Annotated in this window: 18 protein-coding genes; 14 read left to right on the top strand and 4 right to left on the bottom strand. The window is 74.1% G+C overall.

From position 1 onward, the window contains the following. Positions 1–46: 46 nt before the first annotated feature. Positions 47–715 (top strand): hypothetical protein, encoded by a 669-nt coding sequence (locus ACFY00_RS13410; protein WP_388030634.1) that lies wholly within the window; start codon positions 47–49, stop codon positions 713–715. 458 nt (positions 716–1,173) lie between these two features. Here the strand turns inward: ACFY00_RS13410 and ACFY00_RS13415 are convergent, their stop codons facing one another. Further along, complete coding sequence (locus ACFY00_RS13415) at positions 1,174–2,022, bottom strand: GntR family transcriptional regulator (protein ID WP_388030635.1); 849 nt, start codon at positions 2,020–2,022, stop codon at positions 1,174–1,176. Between the two features lie 284 nt (positions 2,023–2,306). On the opposite strand from ACFY00_RS13415, the gene ACFY00_RS13420 reads away from it, so the two are divergent. From ACFY00_RS13420 to ACFY00_RS13450, 7 genes are all read left to right on the top strand, one after another. Beyond that, a complete protein-coding gene (locus ACFY00_RS13420) occupies positions 2,307–3,587 on the top strand; it encodes an extracellular solute-binding protein (RefSeq protein ID WP_388030637.1) in 1,281 nt (426 codons plus the stop codon). 116 nt (positions 3,588–3,703) lie between these two features. Then, positions 3,704–4,618 (top strand): carbohydrate ABC transporter permease, encoded by a 915-nt coding sequence (locus ACFY00_RS13425; RefSeq protein ID WP_388030639.1) that lies wholly within the window; start codon positions 3,704–3,706, stop codon positions 4,616–4,618. A gap of 125 nt (positions 4,619–4,743) precedes the next feature. After that, entirely contained in the window at positions 4,744–5,493 is a 750-nt protein-coding gene (locus ACFY00_RS13430) for a carbohydrate ABC transporter permease (protein WP_388030692.1), read from the top strand. Positions 5,494–5,663: 170 nt separating this feature from the next. Further along, the gene (locus ACFY00_RS13435) at positions 5,664–7,199 is read left to right on the top strand and encodes a beta-N-acetylhexosaminidase (protein ID WP_388030642.1); all 1,536 of its coding nucleotides are present in this window, start codon (positions 5,664–5,666) and stop codon (positions 7,197–7,199) included. A 157-nt stretch (positions 7,200–7,356) separates the two neighbouring features. After that, positions 7,357–8,826, top strand: coding sequence for a cellulose binding domain-containing protein (locus ACFY00_RS13440; RefSeq protein WP_388030644.1), 1,470 nt, complete (start codon positions 7,357–7,359; stop codon positions 8,824–8,826). A gap of 249 nt (positions 8,827–9,075) precedes the next feature. Further along, entirely contained in the window at positions 9,076–9,585 is a 510-nt protein-coding gene (locus ACFY00_RS13445) for a hypothetical protein (RefSeq protein ID WP_388030646.1), read from the top strand. Continuing rightward, a complete protein-coding gene (locus tag ACFY00_RS13450) occupies positions 9,582–11,156 on the top strand; it encodes a multicopper oxidase family protein (protein WP_388030648.1) in 1,575 nt (524 codons plus the stop codon). The genes ACFY00_RS13445 and ACFY00_RS13450 overlap by 4 nt, the downstream gene beginning before the upstream one ends. 87 nt (positions 11,157–11,243) lie before the next feature. Here ACFY00_RS13450 and ACFY00_RS13455 read toward each other — a convergent pair whose 3' ends face one another. Continuing rightward, the gene (locus ACFY00_RS13455; RefSeq protein ID WP_388030650.1) at positions 11,244–12,548 is read right to left on the bottom strand and encodes a Tim44-like domain-containing protein; all 1,305 of its coding nucleotides are present in this window, start codon (positions 12,546–12,548) and stop codon (positions 11,244–11,246) included. Between the two features lie 210 nt (positions 12,549–12,758). Further along, positions 12,759–13,421: a snapalysin gene (gene snpA, locus ACFY00_RS13460; RefSeq protein WP_388030653.1), complete on the bottom strand. Its 663-nt coding sequence runs from the start codon at positions 13,419–13,421 to the stop codon at positions 12,759–12,761. A 216-nt stretch (positions 13,422–13,637) separates the two neighbouring features. Between snpA and ACFY00_RS13465 the strand changes: the two genes are divergently transcribed. From ACFY00_RS13465 to ACFY00_RS13480, 4 genes are all read left to right on the top strand, one after another. Next, the gene (locus ACFY00_RS13465; protein WP_388030655.1) at positions 13,638–14,654 is read left to right on the top strand and encodes a LysR family transcriptional regulator; all 1,017 of its coding nucleotides are present in this window, start codon (positions 13,638–13,640) and stop codon (positions 14,652–14,654) included. 149 nt (positions 14,655–14,803) lie between these two features. Next, complete coding sequence (locus tag ACFY00_RS13470; RefSeq protein WP_388030656.1) at positions 14,804–15,229, top strand: NUDIX hydrolase; 426 nt, start codon at positions 14,804–14,806, stop codon at positions 15,227–15,229. A gap of 78 nt (positions 15,230–15,307) precedes the next feature. After that, the gene (locus ACFY00_RS13475; RefSeq protein ID WP_388030658.1) at positions 15,308–16,297 is read left to right on the top strand and encodes an aldo/keto reductase; all 990 of its coding nucleotides are present in this window, start codon (positions 15,308–15,310) and stop codon (positions 16,295–16,297) included. 72 nt (positions 16,298–16,369) lie between these two features. Beyond that, a complete protein-coding gene (locus ACFY00_RS13480) occupies positions 16,370–16,954 on the top strand; it encodes a TetR family transcriptional regulator (RefSeq protein WP_388030661.1) in 585 nt (194 codons plus the stop codon). Between the two features lie 63 nt (positions 16,955–17,017). Here ACFY00_RS13480 and ACFY00_RS13485 read toward each other — a convergent pair whose 3' ends face one another. Next, positions 17,018–17,422 (bottom strand): SsgA family sporulation/cell division regulator, encoded by a 405-nt coding sequence (locus tag ACFY00_RS13485; RefSeq protein ID WP_388030663.1) that lies wholly within the window; start codon positions 17,420–17,422, stop codon positions 17,018–17,020. Between the two features lie 266 nt (positions 17,423–17,688). On the opposite strand from ACFY00_RS13485, the gene ACFY00_RS13490 reads away from it, so the two are divergent. Together ACFY00_RS13490 and ACFY00_RS13495 are read left to right on the top strand one after the other, a co-directional pair. After that, positions 17,689–18,324 (top strand): hypothetical protein, encoded by a 636-nt coding sequence (locus ACFY00_RS13490; RefSeq protein ID WP_388030665.1) that lies wholly within the window; start codon positions 17,689–17,691, stop codon positions 18,322–18,324. 46 nt (positions 18,325–18,370) lie between these two features. After that, on the top strand, positions 18,371–19,048 hold the full coding sequence (locus ACFY00_RS13495; RefSeq protein ID WP_388030667.1) for a hypothetical protein: 678 nt from the start codon (positions 18,371–18,373) through the stop codon (positions 19,046–19,048). Positions 19,049–19,183 lie beyond the last annotated feature (135 nt).

Genomic DNA, 19,183 nt, shown 5'->3' on the forward strand with positions numbered 1-19,183 from the left:
TTGATGTCGAGATGCCTTGCCGGGGTCCGGTGGGTACGCTCGGCCCATGGCTGATCACGAACGTGTGGAACCCTCCGGCGCGGTGGGCCCGGTGACGGCGGACGACCTCGCCGAGGGGGTCCGGCTGGTGGTGGCCCTGCTGCGCGGGGCGCGGGCGACGGCCGCCGACTGGGACCGACCCGCCGGGACGCTGGAGTGGAGCTGCTGGGAGACCGCCGAGCACCTGGCGGACGACCTGTTCTCCTACGCCGCCCAACTCGGACCGCAGTCACCGCCCGCCGAGGGGTTCCTGCCGCTGATCTGGCGGCGGGAGGCGCCGGGCAAGCCCGCGAACGTGGTCTTCGCCCAGCGGGAGGCCGGGCCGCAGGGGCTGGTGCAGGTGCTGGAGGCGTGCGGGGCGCTGCTGGTGGCGATGGTCCGGACGGCCCGGCCGCAGGACCGGGCCTTCCACGGCTACGGGACGGCGGACGCCGAGGGCAGCGCCGCCATGGGACTGGTCGAACTCTTCGCCCACGCCCAGGACCTGGCGCTCGGCCTGGGCCTGGAATGGACGGCACCAGCCGGGATCAGCGCCCGGGTGCTGGCCCGCCTCTTCCCCACGGCGCCGACCGACACCGCCCCCTGGCCCACCCTGCTGTGGGCCACCGGCCGGGGCGACCTGCCCGGCCGGGAGCGACTCACCGAGTGGCGCTGGTACAGCGCCCCGCGCGACTGAGCACCGACCCGCCGCTCCCGCCCCCGGCGGGTCGGTCCGCCGCGGCGGGGCCGGGGCTGGTGCGACCCGGATCGGTTCCAGGGGCCGTGCGTCCCGGGTCCGCGTCGGCCTCCTCGTCGTCCTCGTGCGGGAACCGGACGGTGCCCGCGCTTCCGAGACCGACGTCGCGCAGCGGCGTCCCCCACTGCCGCTCGATCGAGCCGCGCCCGGAGGCGTCGGTGAACTGCCGGTGGTCCGGCGGGAGTTTCCTACCGTGCGCCGCCCGGCGGCTTTCCGGTCCACGGCGCCCCCGGGTCGGTCCGGTGCACGACGGGAGGAGCGACAGCCCGGCGGCAGCATCGCCCCCGCCGCTCCCGCCGGTCGCCGTCCCGTTCGCGGAGGCGGGCTCGCCCCTCTCAGTCGCGGCCGAAGCGGGACGGCACAAGGCACTGCCGCGGGCCGAGTCGGAACCGTCCGGCTCACAGGAGGGGCTGGATGTCCCCCGTGGTGACGGTGGGGCCGGTGCCGCGGGTGGTCAGGTCGCCCGGGGGGATGCCGGGGTGGTGGCGGGAGTCGCCGGGGGTGGCGGGGGAGGGGTCGGCGAGCGAGATCCGGGAGACGATCCGGTAGCGGTCGCCGCGGTAGAGCGAGTGGGTGTACTCGACCGGGCGGCCGGAGGCGTCGGTGGTCAGGCGGTCGAAGCGCAGCGCGGGGGAGAGGGTGGGGACGGCCAGCAGCCGGGCCTCGCGGTCGCTGACCACGGTGGGTTCGATCGCCTGGACGGCCTCGTGGACGTGGACGTCGCGTACGGCCAGGAGCTGGTAGAGGTCGCCGTGCTCCAGGTCGGCGGGCACCAGGCCGGGCAGCAGCTCGGCGGGGACGTGCAGGTGCTCGATGGCCATCGGCTCGCCGTCGACCAGGCGCAGCAGGACGATGTGCAGGATCGGCGCGGCGGGGGAGAGCCGCAGCTTGCGGCCGATCGCCGCACCGGCCGGCAGTGAGCTGAACTCCAGCGGCCGACTGGTCCAACTGCCGGAGGCCCGCGGCACGTTGAAGGACGGCTCGCGGCCGCCGGACGGGGTCAGCTCCTGGACGATCTTGGCGGGGGCGACGAACATGCCGCGCCCGTGCTCGCGCACCAGCAGTCCCGCGGCCACCAGTTCGTCCACCCCGGCGCGCAGCGTCGGGCGGGAGACGCCGAGTTGGGCGCAGAGCGCGCGTTCGGACGGGACCGGGTCGCCGGGGGTCAGCGACTCGACCAGTTCGCGCAGGTACTCCCGGACCTGGTCGCGCTTCAGTCCCGCTCCGCCGGACGAATCCGTCGCCATCGTGCCATCCCTTCACTTCGAACTGGTCAGACCATACCAGACCAGTTCGCGGACCTTACCAGTTGCCGTCGCGGCCCCGGAAGGCCCGAACCGGAAACCTTCTTTGCAGGTGAACGGCCATATGGGGAGGGCCGTAGGGCCTTGACGGGCTGCAGCGGCTGTGCCACCTTCTCTTACCACCGACCGGACCAGTTGAGTCTACTGGTAAACAGTCGGCCCTCCCCGAACGCTCCCCTGAACGCACCCCCACCGGCACCCCTAGGCACCCCGAGGCGGCACCCACCGTGAGATCCACCGCACTCCCGACCACCCTGCGCTCCGCGATCGCCCTGCTGCTGGGCGCGGCCACCCTGACCGCCTGCTCCTCCGGCTCCGGCTCGGGCTCCCAGGAGTCGGCCGGGCCGGCCGAACTGACGGTCTGGATCATGAAGGACAGCGTCACCGACGGCTTCCTGAAGGACTTCCAGGCCGACTTCGAGGCTGGCCACCCCGGGATCACCCTGAAGGTGCAGATCCAGGAGTGGGACGGCATCGGCCAGAAGGTCACCAGCGCCCTGGCCAGCAAGGACGCCCCCGACGTGATCGAGGTCGGCAACACCCAGGTCGCCCAGTACGCGGCCAGCGGCGGCGTGCACGACCTCAGCGACAAGACCGCCGAACTCGACGGCGCGCACTGGATCCCCGGCCTCGCCGCGCCCGGCAACATCGGCGGCCAGCAGTTCGGCATCCCCTGGTACGCCGCCAACCGCGTGGTCATCTACCGCAAGGACCTGTTCCAGCAGGCCGGCATCACCACCCCGCCCAAGACCCGCGAGGAGTGGATCACCGACACCCAGAAGCTCAACACCGGCGGCAACGACGGCATCTACCTGACCGGCCAGACCTGGTACGTGCTCGCGGGCTTCCTCTGGGACGAGGGCGGCGACCTCGCCGTCAAGGGCTCCGACGGCAAGTGGACCGGCACCCTGGACACCCCGCAGGCCAGGGCCGCGATCGGCTTCTACCAGCAGCTCCAGGCCCTCGGCAAGGGACCCAAGGACTCCGACGAGGCCAAGCCCCCGCAGGCCGAGGTGTTCGCCCAGGGCCACACCGCCCAGGTGATCTCCACCCCCGGCGGCGCCGCGGCGATCCTCAAGGCCAACCCGGAGCTCAAGGACAAGCTCGGCTTCTTCCCGATCCCCGGCAAGAGCGCCGACAAGCCCGGCGCGGTGTTCACCGGCGGCTCCGACCTGATCGTCCCCGAGTCCTCCCGCCACCAGCAGGCCGCCTACGAAGTGGTCAAGGCGCTGGCCGGGGACAAGTGGCAGACCGCGATCGCCAAGCAGATGAACTACGTCCCCAACCGGACCACGCTGGCCTCCGTGCTCAGCGACAACGAGGGCGCGGCCGCGATGGCCGCGGGCGCCGTCAACGGCCACGCCACCCCCAACTCGCCCGACTGGGCCGCGGTCGAGGCCGACAACCCGATCAAGCAGTACATGACCCAGGTCCTCACCGGCGCCGACCCGTCCGCCGCGGGCAAGACCGCGAGCGCGGCCATCACCAAGGCGCTCAGCGGCAACTGACCCCCGCGCGGGCCGGGCTCCCCGGCCCGGCCCGCCGGGCCCACCGCCTGCCCGGGCCCGCGGTCCGCGCAGGCCCGCCGCCCGCCCCGCACGACCCCGACAGGAGTACCCCCGCCGTGCCCGCCGACGCGTCACCGCCGCTCCGCACCCGGATCCGGCCCTACCTGCTCATCGCCCCGACCCTGGTGGGCGCGGCGTACCTGCTGCTCTACCCCGTCGCCCGCAACCTGGTGATCTCCGTCCAGCACTTCCGGCTGGCCGAACTGATCCGCGGCGGCGCCCCGTTCGTCGGCCTGGACAACTACACCGAGCTGCTCTCCGACCCGAAGTTCTGGACCGTCACCGTCCGCACCCTCGGCTGGACCGCCCTCAACACCGTGCTGATCACCGGTCTCGGCACGCTGGTCGCGCTGATGCTGGTCCGGCTCGGCAGGCGGATGCGGCTGGCCGTGATGAGCGCCCTGGTGCTGGTCTGGGCGACCCCGGTGATCGCCGCCACCACGGTGTTCCAGTGGCTGTTCCAGTCCCGCTTCGGAGTGGTCAACTGGGCACTTGACCAGTTGGGGCTGCACGGGTACCACGACTACGCCTGGTTCGCCCACTCCGGCGCCACCTTCACCGTCCTGGTGCTGCTGGTGGTCTGGCAGTCCGTCCCGTTCGCCGCGCTCACCCTCTACGGCGGGCTGACCACCATCCCCCACGAGCTCTACGAATCCGCCCGGATCGACGGCGCGGGCGCCTGGCAGACCTTCCGCCTGGTCACCGTCCCCGTCCTGCGGCCGCTGTTCGCCCTGGTCACCTCGCTCGAAGTGATCTGGACCTTCAAGTGCTTCGCCCAGATCTGGGTGGTCAGCCAGGGCGGCCCCAACGGCGCCACCACCACCCTGCCCGTCTACGCCTTCCAGATCGCCCAGAACCTGCACAAGTACGACCTCGGCTCCGCGGCCTCCACGCTCACCGTGCTGATCCTGCTCGCCGCGCTCGTCACCACCCTCCGGCGGATGCACCGCCAGGAAGGAGCCGAGGCGTGAACCTCCTCGCCCCCCGCGGCCCCCTCGTCCCCCGCGGCCTCCTCGCCCCCCGCCGACTGCGCCGACTGCCGCTCAACCTCGCCGCCCTCGCGGTCCTGGCCACCGCCGCGTTCCCCGTGTACTGGATGGTGGTCACCGCCTTCAAACCCACCGCCGAGATCCAGTCCGCCACCCCCGCCCTCCTCCCGCTGCACCCCACCCTCGAACACTTCTCCACCGCGGTCCACGCCCCCGGCTTCGGCGGCTACTGGCGCAACAGCCTGCTGGTCACCCTCGGCGCCGTCCTGCTCTCCCTGGTCGTCGCCCTGCTCGCCGCGTACGCCGTCGGCCGACTGCGCTGGCGCGGCCGCCGGGCCTTCCTGCTGCTGGTCTTCACCGCCCAGATGGCGCCCTGGGAAGCCCTGCTCATCCCGATGTACGTCATCGCCCGCGACACCGACATGCTCGACAGCCTCAGCATGCTCACCCTGGTCTACTTCATGACCACCCTCCCCTTCACCATCGTCACCCTGCGCGGCTTCCTCGCCGCCGTCCCCGCCGAACTGGAGGAAGCCGCCCAGGTCGACGGCTGCACCCGGGCCGGTGCCTTCCGCCGCATCACCCTCCCGCTGCTGGCCCCCGGCCTGCTCGCCACCTCGCTGTTCGGCTTCATCACCGCCTGGAACGAGTTCGCCTTCGCCAACACGCTGATCATCAAGAACCAGGACGCCCGCACCCTCCCGGTCTGGCTCTCCTCCTTCGCCAACGTCTTCGGCACCGACTGGGGCGCCACCATGGCCGCCGCCAGCCTCTTCATGCTCCCCGTCCTGCTGGTCTTCCTGTTCCTGCAGAACAAGGTCACCACTGGCATGACCGCCGGAGCGGTCAAGGGCTGACGCCCGAGCCGACGGCCGCGCCGGGACGAGGGCGGCGGACCCCGGAAACGCCCGGACCGGGCACCGGCGGGAGCCGCCCGGGGCCCGGAACCCCGCGCCCGGCCGACCCGCCCCGCCGGTCCCCGTTCGACCCCACCCACCTCCCTACCCCCCCGGAAGAAGACCACCCCGTGATCCTGCCGACCCCGGTCGATCTCGTTCCCGCTGCCGGACGGTTCACCCTGACCGAACGGACCACCGTGCGCGCCGACGGCGAGGCCGCCGCCGTCGCCGACCTGCTGCGCACCCTGCTGCGCCCCGCGACCGGGCTGCCGCTGGCGGCCGGGGCGGAGGGCACCCTCGCGCTGACCCTGGACCCCGCCGCCGGACGGGAGCTGGGGGAGGAGGGCTACCGGCTGACGGTGGACCCGTTCCAGGTCACGCTGCACGCGGCCCGGCCGGCCGGGCTGCGGCACGCGGTGCAGACGCTGCGCCAACTGCTGCCGCCGGAGGCGCTCTCGGCGGCCCCGGTGCGCGGCGTCGAGTGGAGCCTGCCCGCGGTGCGGATCACCGACCGGCCGCGGCACCCCTGGCGCGGGTTCATGATCGACACCGCCCGGCACTTCCAGCCGCTGGAGCGCCTGCTGACCGCCGTCGACCGGATCGCCCTGCACAAGCTGAACGTGCTGCACCTGCACCTGACCGACGACCAGGGCTGGCGGCTGCCCGTCGACGCCTACCCCCGGCTCACCGAGGTCGGTGCCCGCCGCGAGCGCAGCATGACCGGGCACGCGGGCTCCACCGCGTACGACGCGCGGCCGCACCAGGGCGCGTACACCAAGGCCGAGTTGCGGCGACTGGTCGCGCACGCCGCCGAGCGGGGCGTCACCGTCGTCCCCGAGATCGACATGCCGGGCCACACCCGGGCCGCCCTGGCCGCCTACCCGCACCTGGGCAACCACCCCGAACGGCAGCTCGACGTGTGGACCGACTGGGGCGTGTGCGAGACCGTGCTCGGCGTGCACGAGGAGGCGCTGGCGTTCTGCCGCACCGTGCTGGACGAGACGACGGAGCTGTTCCCCTCCCGGTACGTCCACCTCGGCGGGGACGAGTGCCCCACCGTCGAGTGGGAGGAGAGCCCCGCCGCCCGCCGCCGGGCCGCCGAACTCGGCCTCGCCGCCCCCGCCCAACTGCGCGGCTGGTTCCTCGGCGAGGTGGGCCGGCACCTGCTGGCGGCCGGACGCGTCCCGGTCTGCTGGGCCGAGACCGACGGCGCCACGCTGCCCGTCGAGTTCACCGTGATGCCCTGGCGGGACGCCGAGCACGGCCGGGAGGCCGCCCGGCGCGGCCACGACGTGGTGATGGCCCCGCACCGCGCCACCTACCTCGACTACCCGCAGAGCGGACGCCCCGACGAGCCGCTCGGCCAGGCCGAGCACGTCGTCGACCTGGCCACCGCGCACGCCCACCGGGCCGCCCCCGCGCACTGGGACGAGGCCGAGCGGGCCCGGGTCCTCGGCACCCAGGCCCAGCTGTGGAGCGAGTTCGTCACCACCGCCGAGCACTTCGACTACCTCGCCTACCCGCGGCTGTGCGCCATCGCCGACCGGGCCTGGAACCCGGACAGCGACTACCTCCGGGACTTCCTGCCCGCCCTCGCCGCGCACCGCCCCCGCCTCGCCGCCCTCGGCGTCCACCACGCCGAACGCGAACTCCTCACCACCTGACGGCCCCTAGGCCCCCACAGACCCGGTCGCCGACCCACCGTCGGCGTCCGCCCGCAGCACGCGGACCACCTCCGCCGCCGCACCCCGCACGTGCACCGCCGGAACGTCCTGCCGCCCCGCCGCACCGCGGGGCGCTCCCCCCACGGAAGGAAACACCGTGTCCGCACGCCCCCGCACGACCAGCCGCCGCGCCCGGCTCGCCGCGGCCGCCGCGATCGCCGCGGCCGGCCTGGCCGCCACCGCGCTGACCGTCGCCCCGGCGTCCGCCGCCGACGCGTTCAGCGTCCAGTACCGCACCAGCGCCTCCGGCGCGACCGCCGACCAGTCCGAGCCCTGGCTGCAGGTCACCAACACCGGCAGCAGCACCGTCGCGCTCAACCGGATCACCCTGCGCTACTACTTCAAGTCCGACGGCCCGTCGACCGGTTACCGCTTCGCCTGCTCCTGGGCGGTGAAGGGCTGCGCCAACATCACCGGCACCTTCGGCACCCTGGTCAACCCCACCGCCACCGCCGACCGCTACCTGGAGATCGGCTTCACCGCCGGAGCGGGCTCGCTCGCCCCCGGACAGTCCACCGGCGACATGCAGCTGCGCTTCTACCGCTCCGACTGGCAGACCCTCACCCAGTCCGACGACTACTCCTTCAGCGGCACCCAGACCGGCTACGCCGACTGGCAGAAGGTCACCCTGCAGGAGGACGGCGCCCTGATCTGGGGCACCGCCCCCGCCGGCAACAACCCGTCCCCGTCGCCGAGTTCGTCCTCGTCCCCCTCGCCGTCGCCGTCCGGTTCGACCTCCACCCCGCCGGTCGACCCGAACGCGCCCGTCCTGTTCGACGACTTCTCCTACACCACCAGCTCGGACGCCGCCGTCCAGCAGCACGGCTGGACCGTCAAGTCCGGCCAGGGCGGCCCCGGCGTCTCCGGCGCCACCTGGTCCCCGGCCGACGTCACCTTCCCGACCGTCGGCGGCAGCAAGGTGCTCAACCTGCGCCTGACCACCGACGGCACGGCCTCCGGCACCAAGGAGACCGAGATCCAGAACACCGCGCGGAAGTTCAAGAACGGCACCTACGCGGCCCGGGTCAAGTTCGCCGACGCCCCGAACAGCGGCCCCGACGGCGACCACGTCAACCAGACCTTCTTCGCCTTCACCCCGCTCAACGCGCCGATGGACCCGAACTACAGCGAGCAGGACTTCGAGTACCTGCCCAACGGCGGCTGGGGCGAGCAGAGCGACATCATGTACGAGACCAGCTGGGAGACCTACAACCCGGACCCGTGGAACGCCGTCAACACCCACGGCGAGCAGCGCCAGTCCTACGACGGCTGGCACCTGCTGCAGTTCACCATCGACAGCAGCAGCATCACCTACTACATCGACGGCCAGGTCGTCGCCACCCACGGCGAGCCCTACCTGCCCGAGACCCCGCAGTTCATCGACTTCAACCACTGGCTGATCGACCTGGCCGGGCAGTACTCCACGACGCCGCGCTCGTACGACCAGCAGGTCGACTACGTGTACTTCGTCAAGGACCAGGTGCTCAGCCCCGCCCAGGTCGCCTCGAACGTCGCCGCGCTGCGCTCGGCCGGCACCGCGTTCAAGGACACCGTCCCCGGCAGCTGACCCGCACCCGGTGCCCCGTTCCTCCGCCCGGCCGCTCGGCGGGGGAACGGGGCACCGCCCTCGGGCCGTCCGGCCCCGCGCGGGGTTCAGCGGTAGGAGGTGCAGGTCAGCGCGTCGCCGTCCTCGTCGCAGTGCGCCTTCACCGGGTCCTTCCCGTTGCGGGCCGAGGAGCTGACCAACGGTCAAAGTCCTTGAAAAATAAACAGACTTGGTGGTCGCCGGACAGTATGATCGCGAATCATTTCGATCATGGGGGATGCCATGTCCGAGCACCAGGACCCACCGCGCTGGCCGCTGATCGCCCTCCGGGTGACGGCCGCTCTCACCGCCCTGCTCGCCCTGCTCATGCCGTTCCTGGCGGGCGGCTTCCTGCAGGGCTACTACCCCCTGCTGGACGTCCACAAGCAGACCGGGATGGTGCTGTCCACCGTCGCCCTGCTCGCCGCCGTCTCCGGCCTACTGGTCTGGCGCCTCTCGCGCGGCCCCAGCGGCCCGGCCGTCCAGTACGGGGTGCTCACGCTGATGTGCATCGTGCAGTACGCGTTCGGCGACGAGCGGATCCTGCTGCTGCACCTCCCGCTCGGCGTGGGCGTGTTCGTGATGGCGGAGAAGTCCGCGGTGGAGGCGTTCAGGGCCGAGGCCGGGAGCGCCCACGCCCGGGACGCGGCCCAGAACGCGGCCCAGGACGCAGACCAGGACGACGCCCGGGGCGCGAAGGGCGCGGCCGAGAGCGCCGTGGCCGGGGCGGGTGCCGAGTGAGCCGGCCGCTGACCAGGCGCCAACTGCTGGGCGCGGGCGGGGTCGCCGCGCTCGGGCTGGGCGTGTCGATCGGCGTGCCGCCGCTGATGAACCGGCTGCTGCCCGGCGGGGAGCCCGGCAAGCCGCTGCGCAGCGCCCTGCCGCTGCCCGCCCGCTACGCGGCCGAACTGCCCGTCCCCGCCGTGCTGAAGCCGGTGCGCAGCGACGCGGACGCCGACTACTACGAGATCACCGCGCGCCGGGCCACCGTCCGGCTGCTGCCCGGCCACGACACCGAGGTCTGGGGCTACCAGGGCACCTTCCCCGGCCCGACCCTGGAGTCCCGCAGCGGGCGGCGCACCGTCGTCACCCACCGCAGCGAACTGCCCCGCCCCACCGCCGTCCACCTGCACGGCGGCCACACCCCGCACGACAGCGACGGCCACCCGCTCGACCTGGTCGGCACCGCCGCCCACCACGACATGCCCGGCACGGGCCCGGGGAACATGCCGGGCATGTCCGGGACGGAGGGCGCCACCGTCCTGCCGCAGCGCGACTACACCTACCCGATGGCGCAGCGCGCCGCCACGCTCTGGTACCACGACCACACCATGGGCTTCACCGGCCCGCAGGTGTACCGCGGACTGGCGGGGTTCCACCTGGTCCGCGACGAGGAGGAGGCCGCGCTCGGGCTGCCGCAGGGCCCGCACGAACTGCCGCTGATGATCGCCGACCGCTCCTTCGCCGCCGACGGCTCCCTCGCGTACCCCGAACTCCCGGGCGGCGCCCCCGGCGTGCGGGACGCGTACATGAACGGCGTGCTGGGCGACGTGATGCTGGTCAACGGCGCGCCCTGGCCGCTGGCCCGGGTCGAACGCACCTGGTACCGGCTGCGGCTGCTCAACGCCTCCAACGCCCGGCGGCTGCGGCTGGCCCTCGACCCGCAGCCCGGCGGCGGCGGGGCACTGGTGCAGATCGGCTCCGACGGCGGACTGCTGGAGCGCCCGCTGCGGCACGACGCGGTGGACCTCGCGCCCGCCGAGCGCTGCGACGTGCTGGTCGACTTCTCCCGCTACCCGGCCGGGACGCGGGTGCGGCTGCGCAACCGGCTCGGCGACGGCCCCACCGGCGAGGTGATGGCCTTCGAGGTCGGCTCCGCCACGGGCGACGGCGGGTTCCGGCTGCCCGAGAAGCTGTCCGTCGTGGAGCGGCTCGACCCCGCCAAGGCCGTCAACACCCGCACCTTCGTGTTCCAGAAGGGCAAGCAGCACTGGACCGTCAACGGCCAGGAGTACCGGCCCGGCCGTTCGATCGCCGCGCCCCGGCTCGGCCGGATCGAGGTCTGGCGGTTCGTCACCGACCTCCACCACCCCGTGCACCTGCACCTCGACCCGTTCCAGGTGCTCGGCCGGGCCGGCGGCAAGCCCGGCGCCAACGACGCGGGCTGGAAGGACACCGTCGACGTGCTGCCCGCGCAGGGCGTCGAGGTCGCCGTCCGGTTCAACGACTACGTGGGACGGTTCCTGCTGCACTGCCACAACCTGGAGCACGAGGACATGGCGATGATGGCCGAGTTCACCACCACCGAGTAGCCCCGCGCCGAGTGACCCCGGCCGCCGCACGCGCGGAGGCGCCCCGGACCCGACGGCAGGGTCCGGGGCGCCTCCGCGTCGAACCCGCTACTCCACGTGGGCGGCGACCACGGACCACGCCTCGCTCGACCCGTCGTCCAGCCGGAGGTCGAACACCAGGGTGATCGGCCGGCGCTCGCGCGCGTCGCCGCGGAGCACCTGCTCGCTGCGCCGGTCGACCTCGTAGTAGAAGCCCTCGGCGGCGGCCGCGACCCGGAAGACGACCGGCTCGCGCGAGACCAGAGAACGCACCGTGACCGACTTGACGAGGGCGTCGCGCATCACCGTCCGGTCGGCCGTGCGCACGGACGTGAAGTCCAGACTGCCGTCGTTCATGACCCACTCCTCGAGGAACCGCTCGACGGCGACCTCCAGGACCGCCCGGTCGAACCGGCCGTCGAGCACGCTCAGGTCGCCCGCGGCGGTGTCGGCGTCCGTGCTCCAGGAGATGTTGGTCAGCGCCAGCAGGTCGCCCGCGCCCCGGACCGCGGTCTTCCCGGCCACCTCCAGCACCGCCTCGCGGGCGACCTCCTTCTGGTCCCAGCCGTCCGTCTCGATGGCGTTGGTCAGGTGGTGCGCGCCCTCGGCCGCCTGCTCCACCGAGGAGACGATCCACTCCCCGGCCTGGTTCTTGCGCAGCGTCCAGTACTCGACCGGGCGGGTCGAGCCGTCCTTGCGCGCGGCCTCGTCACCGTAGCTGCCGCGCACGTAGTCGTTGAGCGTCGCGGTGATCCGGAAGGTGACGGTGTCGTTCACCTCGCCCGCGCGGTTCGCGAGGTCGACCAGCTCGACCACCGGGCCGGAGAGGATCTCCACCACGTTGACCTCGCCGCGCGACGCGTAGTCGTTCAGCTCCTCGGCCCACTTGCCGTAGAGGACGGGGGAGAGGATCTGCCGCAGCGTGGCCTGGTCGTTGCGGCTCCAGGCGCGCTGGGCGGTCTCGTACAGCCAGACGGCCCGGCTCTCCAGCGCGGCGCGGTCGAAGGTCGGGTCGGTCTCGGCGAGGGCGTCGACCCGGGCCCCGATCCGGGCGGCCCGCTCGCGTGCCTGCGCGTCCGAGCGGTGCGCCGCGCGGTCCGACACCGTGTTCAGGCCGGCCGTCTGCTTCGCCTTCCGGCGCCGGTGCAGCAGCCACAGCACCAGGAGGATCACGGCCACGATCACCAGCAGGGTGAGGATCCCGCCGCCGCCGTGGCCGCCACCGCCGCCGAAGAAGAAGACGCCACCGCCCGACCCGTGGGAGCCGCCGCCGTGGCTGCCCCCGCCCCCACCGCCACCGAACCCGTGGCTGCCGCCTCCGCCGCGGGCGTGCGCGACCGCCGGGCTGCTCAGCGCGACGACTCCAGCAACCACCGTTATCCACCGACGGGCGTGCACCGGGCTCCCCCTCCAAGAATTTCAGAGCTGTTCCACCCGAGCCTACAAGCCGGGGCGCTCGGAGGGATCCGGGGACTGTGGGTCGCCCTCCGCCAAGCCGTCCGGGCCCCCGCCCCGGCGGCCGCCCGTTCGCGGAGCCGGGGGAGGGGGAGGGGGCCCGGACGGCGGGCGGGGTCGGCCCGCGGCTCAGCCCGCGGCGGCGAGGCCGTACAGCCAGAGGCTGTTGACCCGGCTCCGCTCGGTGGAGTTCGGGTACGGGTTGGTGCAGGAGGTGCCGGGCCCGCCGCCGGACATCAGCTCGCTGCACGGGCCGCTGTAGTGGTCGGGCAGGCCGAGCACGTGGCCGGTCTCGTGGGCGACCACGCGCAGCGAGCTGTACTGCCGGTTCTGCGCGTAGTCGAGGAAGATGTAGCCGCTGCCGTGGCCGTCGGTGGAGGCGTAGGAGCCGCGGGAGTCGTTGCCCTCGTAGTAGCGGAAGTCGGCGTTGGTGCCGGAGCTGAGCTTGACGTTGGTGACCGAGGAGTTCCAGATCTGCGCGCTCTGCGAGATCACGGTGCGGAAGGTCGGGGCCTGGCTGGCGTCGTAGGTGACGGTGACCGCCAGCAGGTAGGGGTTGGCGGCCTGCTTGGCGCGGGCCGACTTCATCACGGCCTCGTAGAACGCCTTGTTGCCGGCCGCCTCGGCGGAGTTGGCGGCGAGGCCCGCGGACGGGGTGTAGCCCTGGGCGGCGGCTGCGGGGGCCGCGGGGGGTGCGGGGGTCGTGGTGGCCGCCGCGGCGGGCACGGCGGCGGTCCCGGCCGCGAGGACCAGGCCGAGGGCGGCGGCGAGCACGGTCATGGAGCGGTTCATGTGGGGACTCCATTCGCGGGTCCCGGGACCGTGGGGGGCCGTCCGGGACGCGGTGACGAGGTGTTGCACCGAGCTTGGGGCAGGGCGGGCGGGGCGCGGAGATGGCAACCGGCGATAGCCCGGGGCAATACCCGTGCGCGCCAAGGGGTTTGACGGCCCGCGGGCCTGCCTTGACATGCTCTTGGCAGAAGATGGGCGGCTGGCTATGCTCCCGTGATGGAGCTCGACGTCCGACACCTGCGGGTGCTGTGCGCGATCGCCGACACCGGCAGCGTCCGGAAGGCCGCCCGTCGACTCGGCATGACCCAGCCGTCGCTGACCACCCAACTCCACCGCATCGAACGGACCGTCGGCGGACGCCTGTTCACCCGCGAGCGGACCGGCAGCCGCCCCACCGCCCTCGGCCACTCGGTGCTCTCCCGCGCCCGACCCGTGATCACCGAGATGGACGCCCTGGTCGCCGCCGCCCGCGCCGAGGCCGCCGGACCGGGCCGCCGCCGACTGCGGATCGGCAGCGTCGGCAGCCGCGCCGTCCCCGCCTGGCTGCGCCGCATCCACGACCGGATCCCGGAGACCGACACCACCATCCACATCGACATCTCGGCGATCGCCCTGCTCCACCTGGTCGCCGCCGAACAGCTCGACACCGCCTTCGTCCACGAGAGCGAGGGCTTCCCGCTGCACGTGCCCGTCGGCACCGAGCAGCGGGTGCTGATCGCCCGCGAACCCCAGTTCGTCGCCCTCGCCGAGACCCACCCCGCTGCCGGACGGCCGGTCGTCAGCCTCGCCGACCTCGCCCGCGACACCTGGATGGTCGACCCCACCGCCGACCACGAGTACGCCGCGCTGCGCCGGGTCTTCGCCGAGGCCGGACTCGACCCGCGCGTCATCCAGGTCAGGGACAACGCCACCGCCGCCGAGCTCGTCGCCTCCGGCGAAGCCGTCCGCCCCTGCCAGCCCACCTCGCCGCCCGGCCCCGGCACCGTCCTGCGCCCCGTCCACGGCGACCCGCTCGCCGTCCGGCTGCTGCTGACCTGGCGCCCCGACACCGTCGGCGGCCCGGCCCTCGACGGCCTCTGGGACGACCTCCGCCACGCCTACCTGGACCTGGCGGGCGGCAACACCGTCTACCGGGAGTGGCTGCGCCGCCACAACCGCTCCCTGCACACCCTCCTCGCACCGGCGCCCGCGCGGGATTCGCCCGCCCGGGCCGGGGACGGGGCGGCCCCATGAGAGCGGCGCCGAGCGAGGAGCCGCAGCGGCCCGCACCCGCTCCGCCGACGCCTCAGCCGCAGCTGACGTACCGTCAGGAAGCAGCCCGCGGGCTGTCGGCGGCCGTCGGTAGGGTCGGGGGAGACGCACGAACGAACGGGGGCACCACGGTGACCGATCTCCAGCAACTCCTCCGACAGGCCCGGGCCGACGGCATCGAGGCGCTCCTGGGCGGCGTCGTCGTCCGGGACGGCGGCGGGCGCGTCCTGACGGTCCGGCGGAAGGCGGACGACCACTTCGGCGGCCTGTGGGAGATCCCCGGCGGCTCGCTCGACCCGGGCGAGGACCCGCTGACCGGCGCCGCCCGCGAGCTCGCCGAGGAGACCGGTCTGACCGGGCTCGACCTCGACTACCTGCACGCCGCCGACTTCACCGGCCGCACCGGCCTGCGGGTCCGCCAGTTCGCCTTCGCCACCACCGTCCCCGACGGCACGCCCGTCGTCCTCACCGAGCACGACGCCCACCGCTGGGCGCCGCTCGACGACCTCCCGACCGTCAGCGCCCACCACGCCGAGATCCTCGCCCTCCTGCGCTGAGCGCCCGAACACCAAGCTTCGACAAAATTGGGATGACAGATTTTGAAATCTGTCAGCCGTAGGGCGTACGGTGGTGCCATGGAGACCACCACCCTCGGCACCACCGGCCCGTCCGTCTCGCGCCTCGGCCTGGGACTCATGGGCATGTCCGGCATGTACGGCCCGGCCGACCGGGCCGAGAGCATCGCCACCGTGCACGCGGCCCTGGACCGCGGCGTCACGCTGCTCGACACCGGCGACTTCTACGGCATGGGGCACAACGAGATGCTGCTCCGGGAGGCGCTGCGCGGCCGCGACCGCGACCGGGCCGTCGTCAGCGTCAAGTTCGGGGCGCTGCGTGACCCCGACGGCGCCTTCCTGGGCGTGGACCTGCGCCCCGCCGCCGTCAAGAACTTCGTCGCCTACAGCCTCCAGCGGCTCGGCACCGACCACATCGACGTCTACCGTCCGGCCCGGATCAGCCCCGAGTTCCCGATCGAGGAGGTCGTCGGCGCCCTCTCCGAACTGGTCGACAAGGGCTGGATCCGGCACATCGGCCTGTCCGAGGTGAGCTCGGAGACCCTGCGCCGGGCCCACGCCGTCCACCCCGTCACCGACGTCCAGATCGAGTACTCGCTGATCTCCCGCGGCATCGAGAAGGACCTCCTGCCCACCGCGAACGAGCTCGGCGTCGCCGTCACCGCCTACGGGGTGCTCTCCCGCGGCCTGATCAGCGGCCACTGGACGCCGCAGGCCGCCGCCGGGGACTTCCGCACCCACCTGCCGCGGTTCAGCGGCGACGCCCTGCACCACAACCTCGCCCTGGTCGAGGCGCTGCGGGCGATCGCCGACCGCAAGGGCGTGAGCGTCGCCCAACTGGCCATCGCCTGGGTGCTCGGCCGCGGCGACGGCCTGGTCCCGCTGATCGGCGCCCGCCGCCGCGACCGCCTCGACGAGGCGCTCGGCGCCCTCGACGTGACCCTGGGCGCGGCCGACCTCGCCGCGATCGAAACGGCGGTGCCCGCCGACGCGGCCCGCGGCGACCGCTACGACCCCGCGCAGATGCGGATGCTCGACAGCGAGCGGTGAGAAGAGGCCGCCGGTGCGGGCCGCGGACCGGCCCGCACCGGCGGTGACGCCCCCGGACGATAACCTCGGAGCATGACCGAACAGCTGACCGCCGAGCGCATCCTCGACACCGCCGAGGACGTCCTGCGCCGCTACGGCCCCGCCAAGGCGACCGTGGTGGACGTCGCCCGGGCGCTCGGCGTCAGCCACGGCAGCGTCTACCGCCACTTCGGTACCAAGGCCGCGCTCCGCGAGGCCGTCGCCGAACGCTGGCTGCGCCGGGTCTCCGCGCCGATGGCCGCAGTCGCCGACGACCCGGCCCGCCCCGCCCCCGAACGGCTGCGCCACTGGATCCGCACGCTCAACGCGACCAAGCGGCACTACGCCACCCAGGACCCCGAACTACAGCGCACCTTCCGGGAGTTGATGAGCAGCACCACCGAGGTCGTCGCCGCCCACGAGGCCGAACTGGCCGGGCAGCTCGGCCGCATCGTCGCGGCCGGGGTGGCCGCGGGCGACCTCGCCGCCGCCGACCCGGCCGCCGCGGGCCGCGCCGTCTTCCAGGCCACGGCCCGCTTCCACCACCCCGCGCACGCCGCCGACTGGACCTCCCCGGCCAACGACACCGACCTGGACGCCGTCCTCGACCTCCTGCTGACCGGGCTAGCCCCCCGCTGACGGCCCCGCTGACGGCCCCGCTGACGGCCCCGCTGACGGTCCCGCTGACGGCCTGACGGCTGCTCAGGCGGTGATCCGGGCCAGGACGGCATCGAGGTCCAGCCAGTCGGACTCGGTACCGGGCGGGACGAGCACGTAGCTGTCGTGCAGGAAGGCCGCCACGTCGGCCGCCCGAAGGCTGAGCACCGCCTGATCGGCCCGCGAGCACAGCGTCACCCGGATCTCGCCCGGCCGCCCGGGCGCCACCCGGACGTCGCCCTGCCCGGCGGGCCCGTAGCAGCCGTCGTGCAGCAGCTCCCGCGCGAAGTACCAGGCCACCGCCCCGTCCTCGATCCCGTCCGGGCCGAGCACCAGGCAGACCCCGTAAGGCAGTTCGGCGTCGAAGCGGAACTGCGCGCGGACGGGCAGGTGGGGGTGGGAGCTGTAGGGCAGGCGGGCGGTGGTGTCGAGGGCGGTGAAACCTGGCACGGACGGACCTCACTGTCGGACGGGGCGACGGGGCGGCGGGTTGCACGGTGACGCGGTGCCCGACTACCCGCATCCGCCGGTTTCACCGCACCTTTCCCCCGTTCGGCGGGGAGTGCGTCGGTACGGGCCGGACACCGGCGGTGTCCGGCCGACCCGGCGTCAGCGGCACCACGGGGTTTGCGGATCGCCGATCGGGTCACCCGGATCGGCGAGCGAACCCAACAGGGCGGCCCGGCGGACGGGTGCCCGCGGTGAGGAGGCAGAGCATGTCCAGCGGTCTGATCGTGGCGCTCGTCCTGGTCCTGGCGGTGGCGGCGGCCATCGGCGTCTTCGCCCTCCGCCGCCAACAACACCCCAGCCTGAGCCGCCGCTTCGGCCCCGAGTACGAGCGCACCGTCGCCCTGTACGACGGCGACACCGCAGCGGCCGAACGGGAACTCGCCCGGCGCGTCGAACGGCACCGGGAACTGACGCTGACCCCGCTCGGCAGCGCCGAACGGGCCCGGGCCGAACAGCAGTGGCGGGAAGCGCAGGCGCACTTCGTGGACGCCCCCGGGCAGGCCCTGGCCGAGGCGGACGCGCTGCTGTTCCGGGTGGCCCGCGACCGCGGCTACCCCGACTCCGACGTCGACGCGCAGATCGACGCGATCTCGGTCGACCACGGCCGGCACGTCGAGTCCTACCGGGCGCTGCGCGCCCTCACCGCGGCGGCCCCGGCCGGGTCCGCCCCGGACACCGAGCGGCAGCGCCGGGCCCTGCTCGGCGCCCGCGAACTGTTCACCGCCCTGGTCGGCGCGGACGGCGAGCCCGCGCCCGCCCGTCGCGAGGCCCTGACGAAGCCGCGGACGCCCGCCGCCGACCGCGCCCGGCCGTTGTCGACGCAGCGCGAGCACCACGCCTGAGCGGGGACCCGAGCACCGACCACCGATCCCCACCGAGGAGGACGGCATGACCATCAGCGAGCACGACCACGACCACCGCGACAACTCCACCGAGACCCGCCCCACCGGCAGGTTCGTCCGCACCGACGCCCCGCAGCGCGGCACCGCCGACGGACGGAACTTCCCGCGCAACGGCCTCGGCGAGGCGACCGACCCCGTCCTGCACGAGACGCCGGACCGGGACACCGCGGCCGACGGCGCACCGCGCGGCACCGCGGCCGACGGCGCACCGCAGGGCACCGCGACCGGTCCGAAGGCCGCGACCGACCCGAGGGCCACGACCGGAGCCGCTCCCGCCGCGCCCACCGGCCCGACCGCCCCCGCCGCCGCGCGCCCCGCTGCCGCCACCGCCCCCACCGGCGCCGGGGAGCAGCGCCCCGGCGCCGGATCCCCCGTCCTCCTCCCGCCCGACCTGGCCGCGCAGTCGGCCCGCCGCCTGGACCGCGCGATGGCCGGGTTCGTGGACGACCCGGACCGGGCCGTGCGGGAGGCCGACGAGGCGCTGGACGAGGCGGTGCGGCAACTGGTCGAGAGCCTGGACGGACGCCGTACGGCGCTGCGCGACGCGTGGCAGGGGAGCAAGGGGAGCGAGGGGCGCACGACGGACGGATCCCCCCGCACCGAGGACCTGCGCCTGGCGCTCCGCGACTACCGCGACCTGCTCCAGCACCTCCTCACCGTCTGAGCCCCCCCGCGCCCCTGCCCCTCCTGCACCTCCCGCACCCGTGGGGCCCCGGCCCCCGGCGGCCCCGCGGGCCCCGCCCCCCCCCCCCGCGCCCCCCCCCCCGCCGCCCCCCCCGGGGGGGGGGCGGGGCCGCGC

The sequence above is a fragment of the Kitasatospora sp. NPDC001540 genome, from assembly GCF_042894345.1.
Classification (GTDB): Bacteria; Actinomycetota; Actinomycetes; order Streptomycetales; family Streptomycetaceae; genus Kitasatospora; species Kitasatospora phosalacinea_C.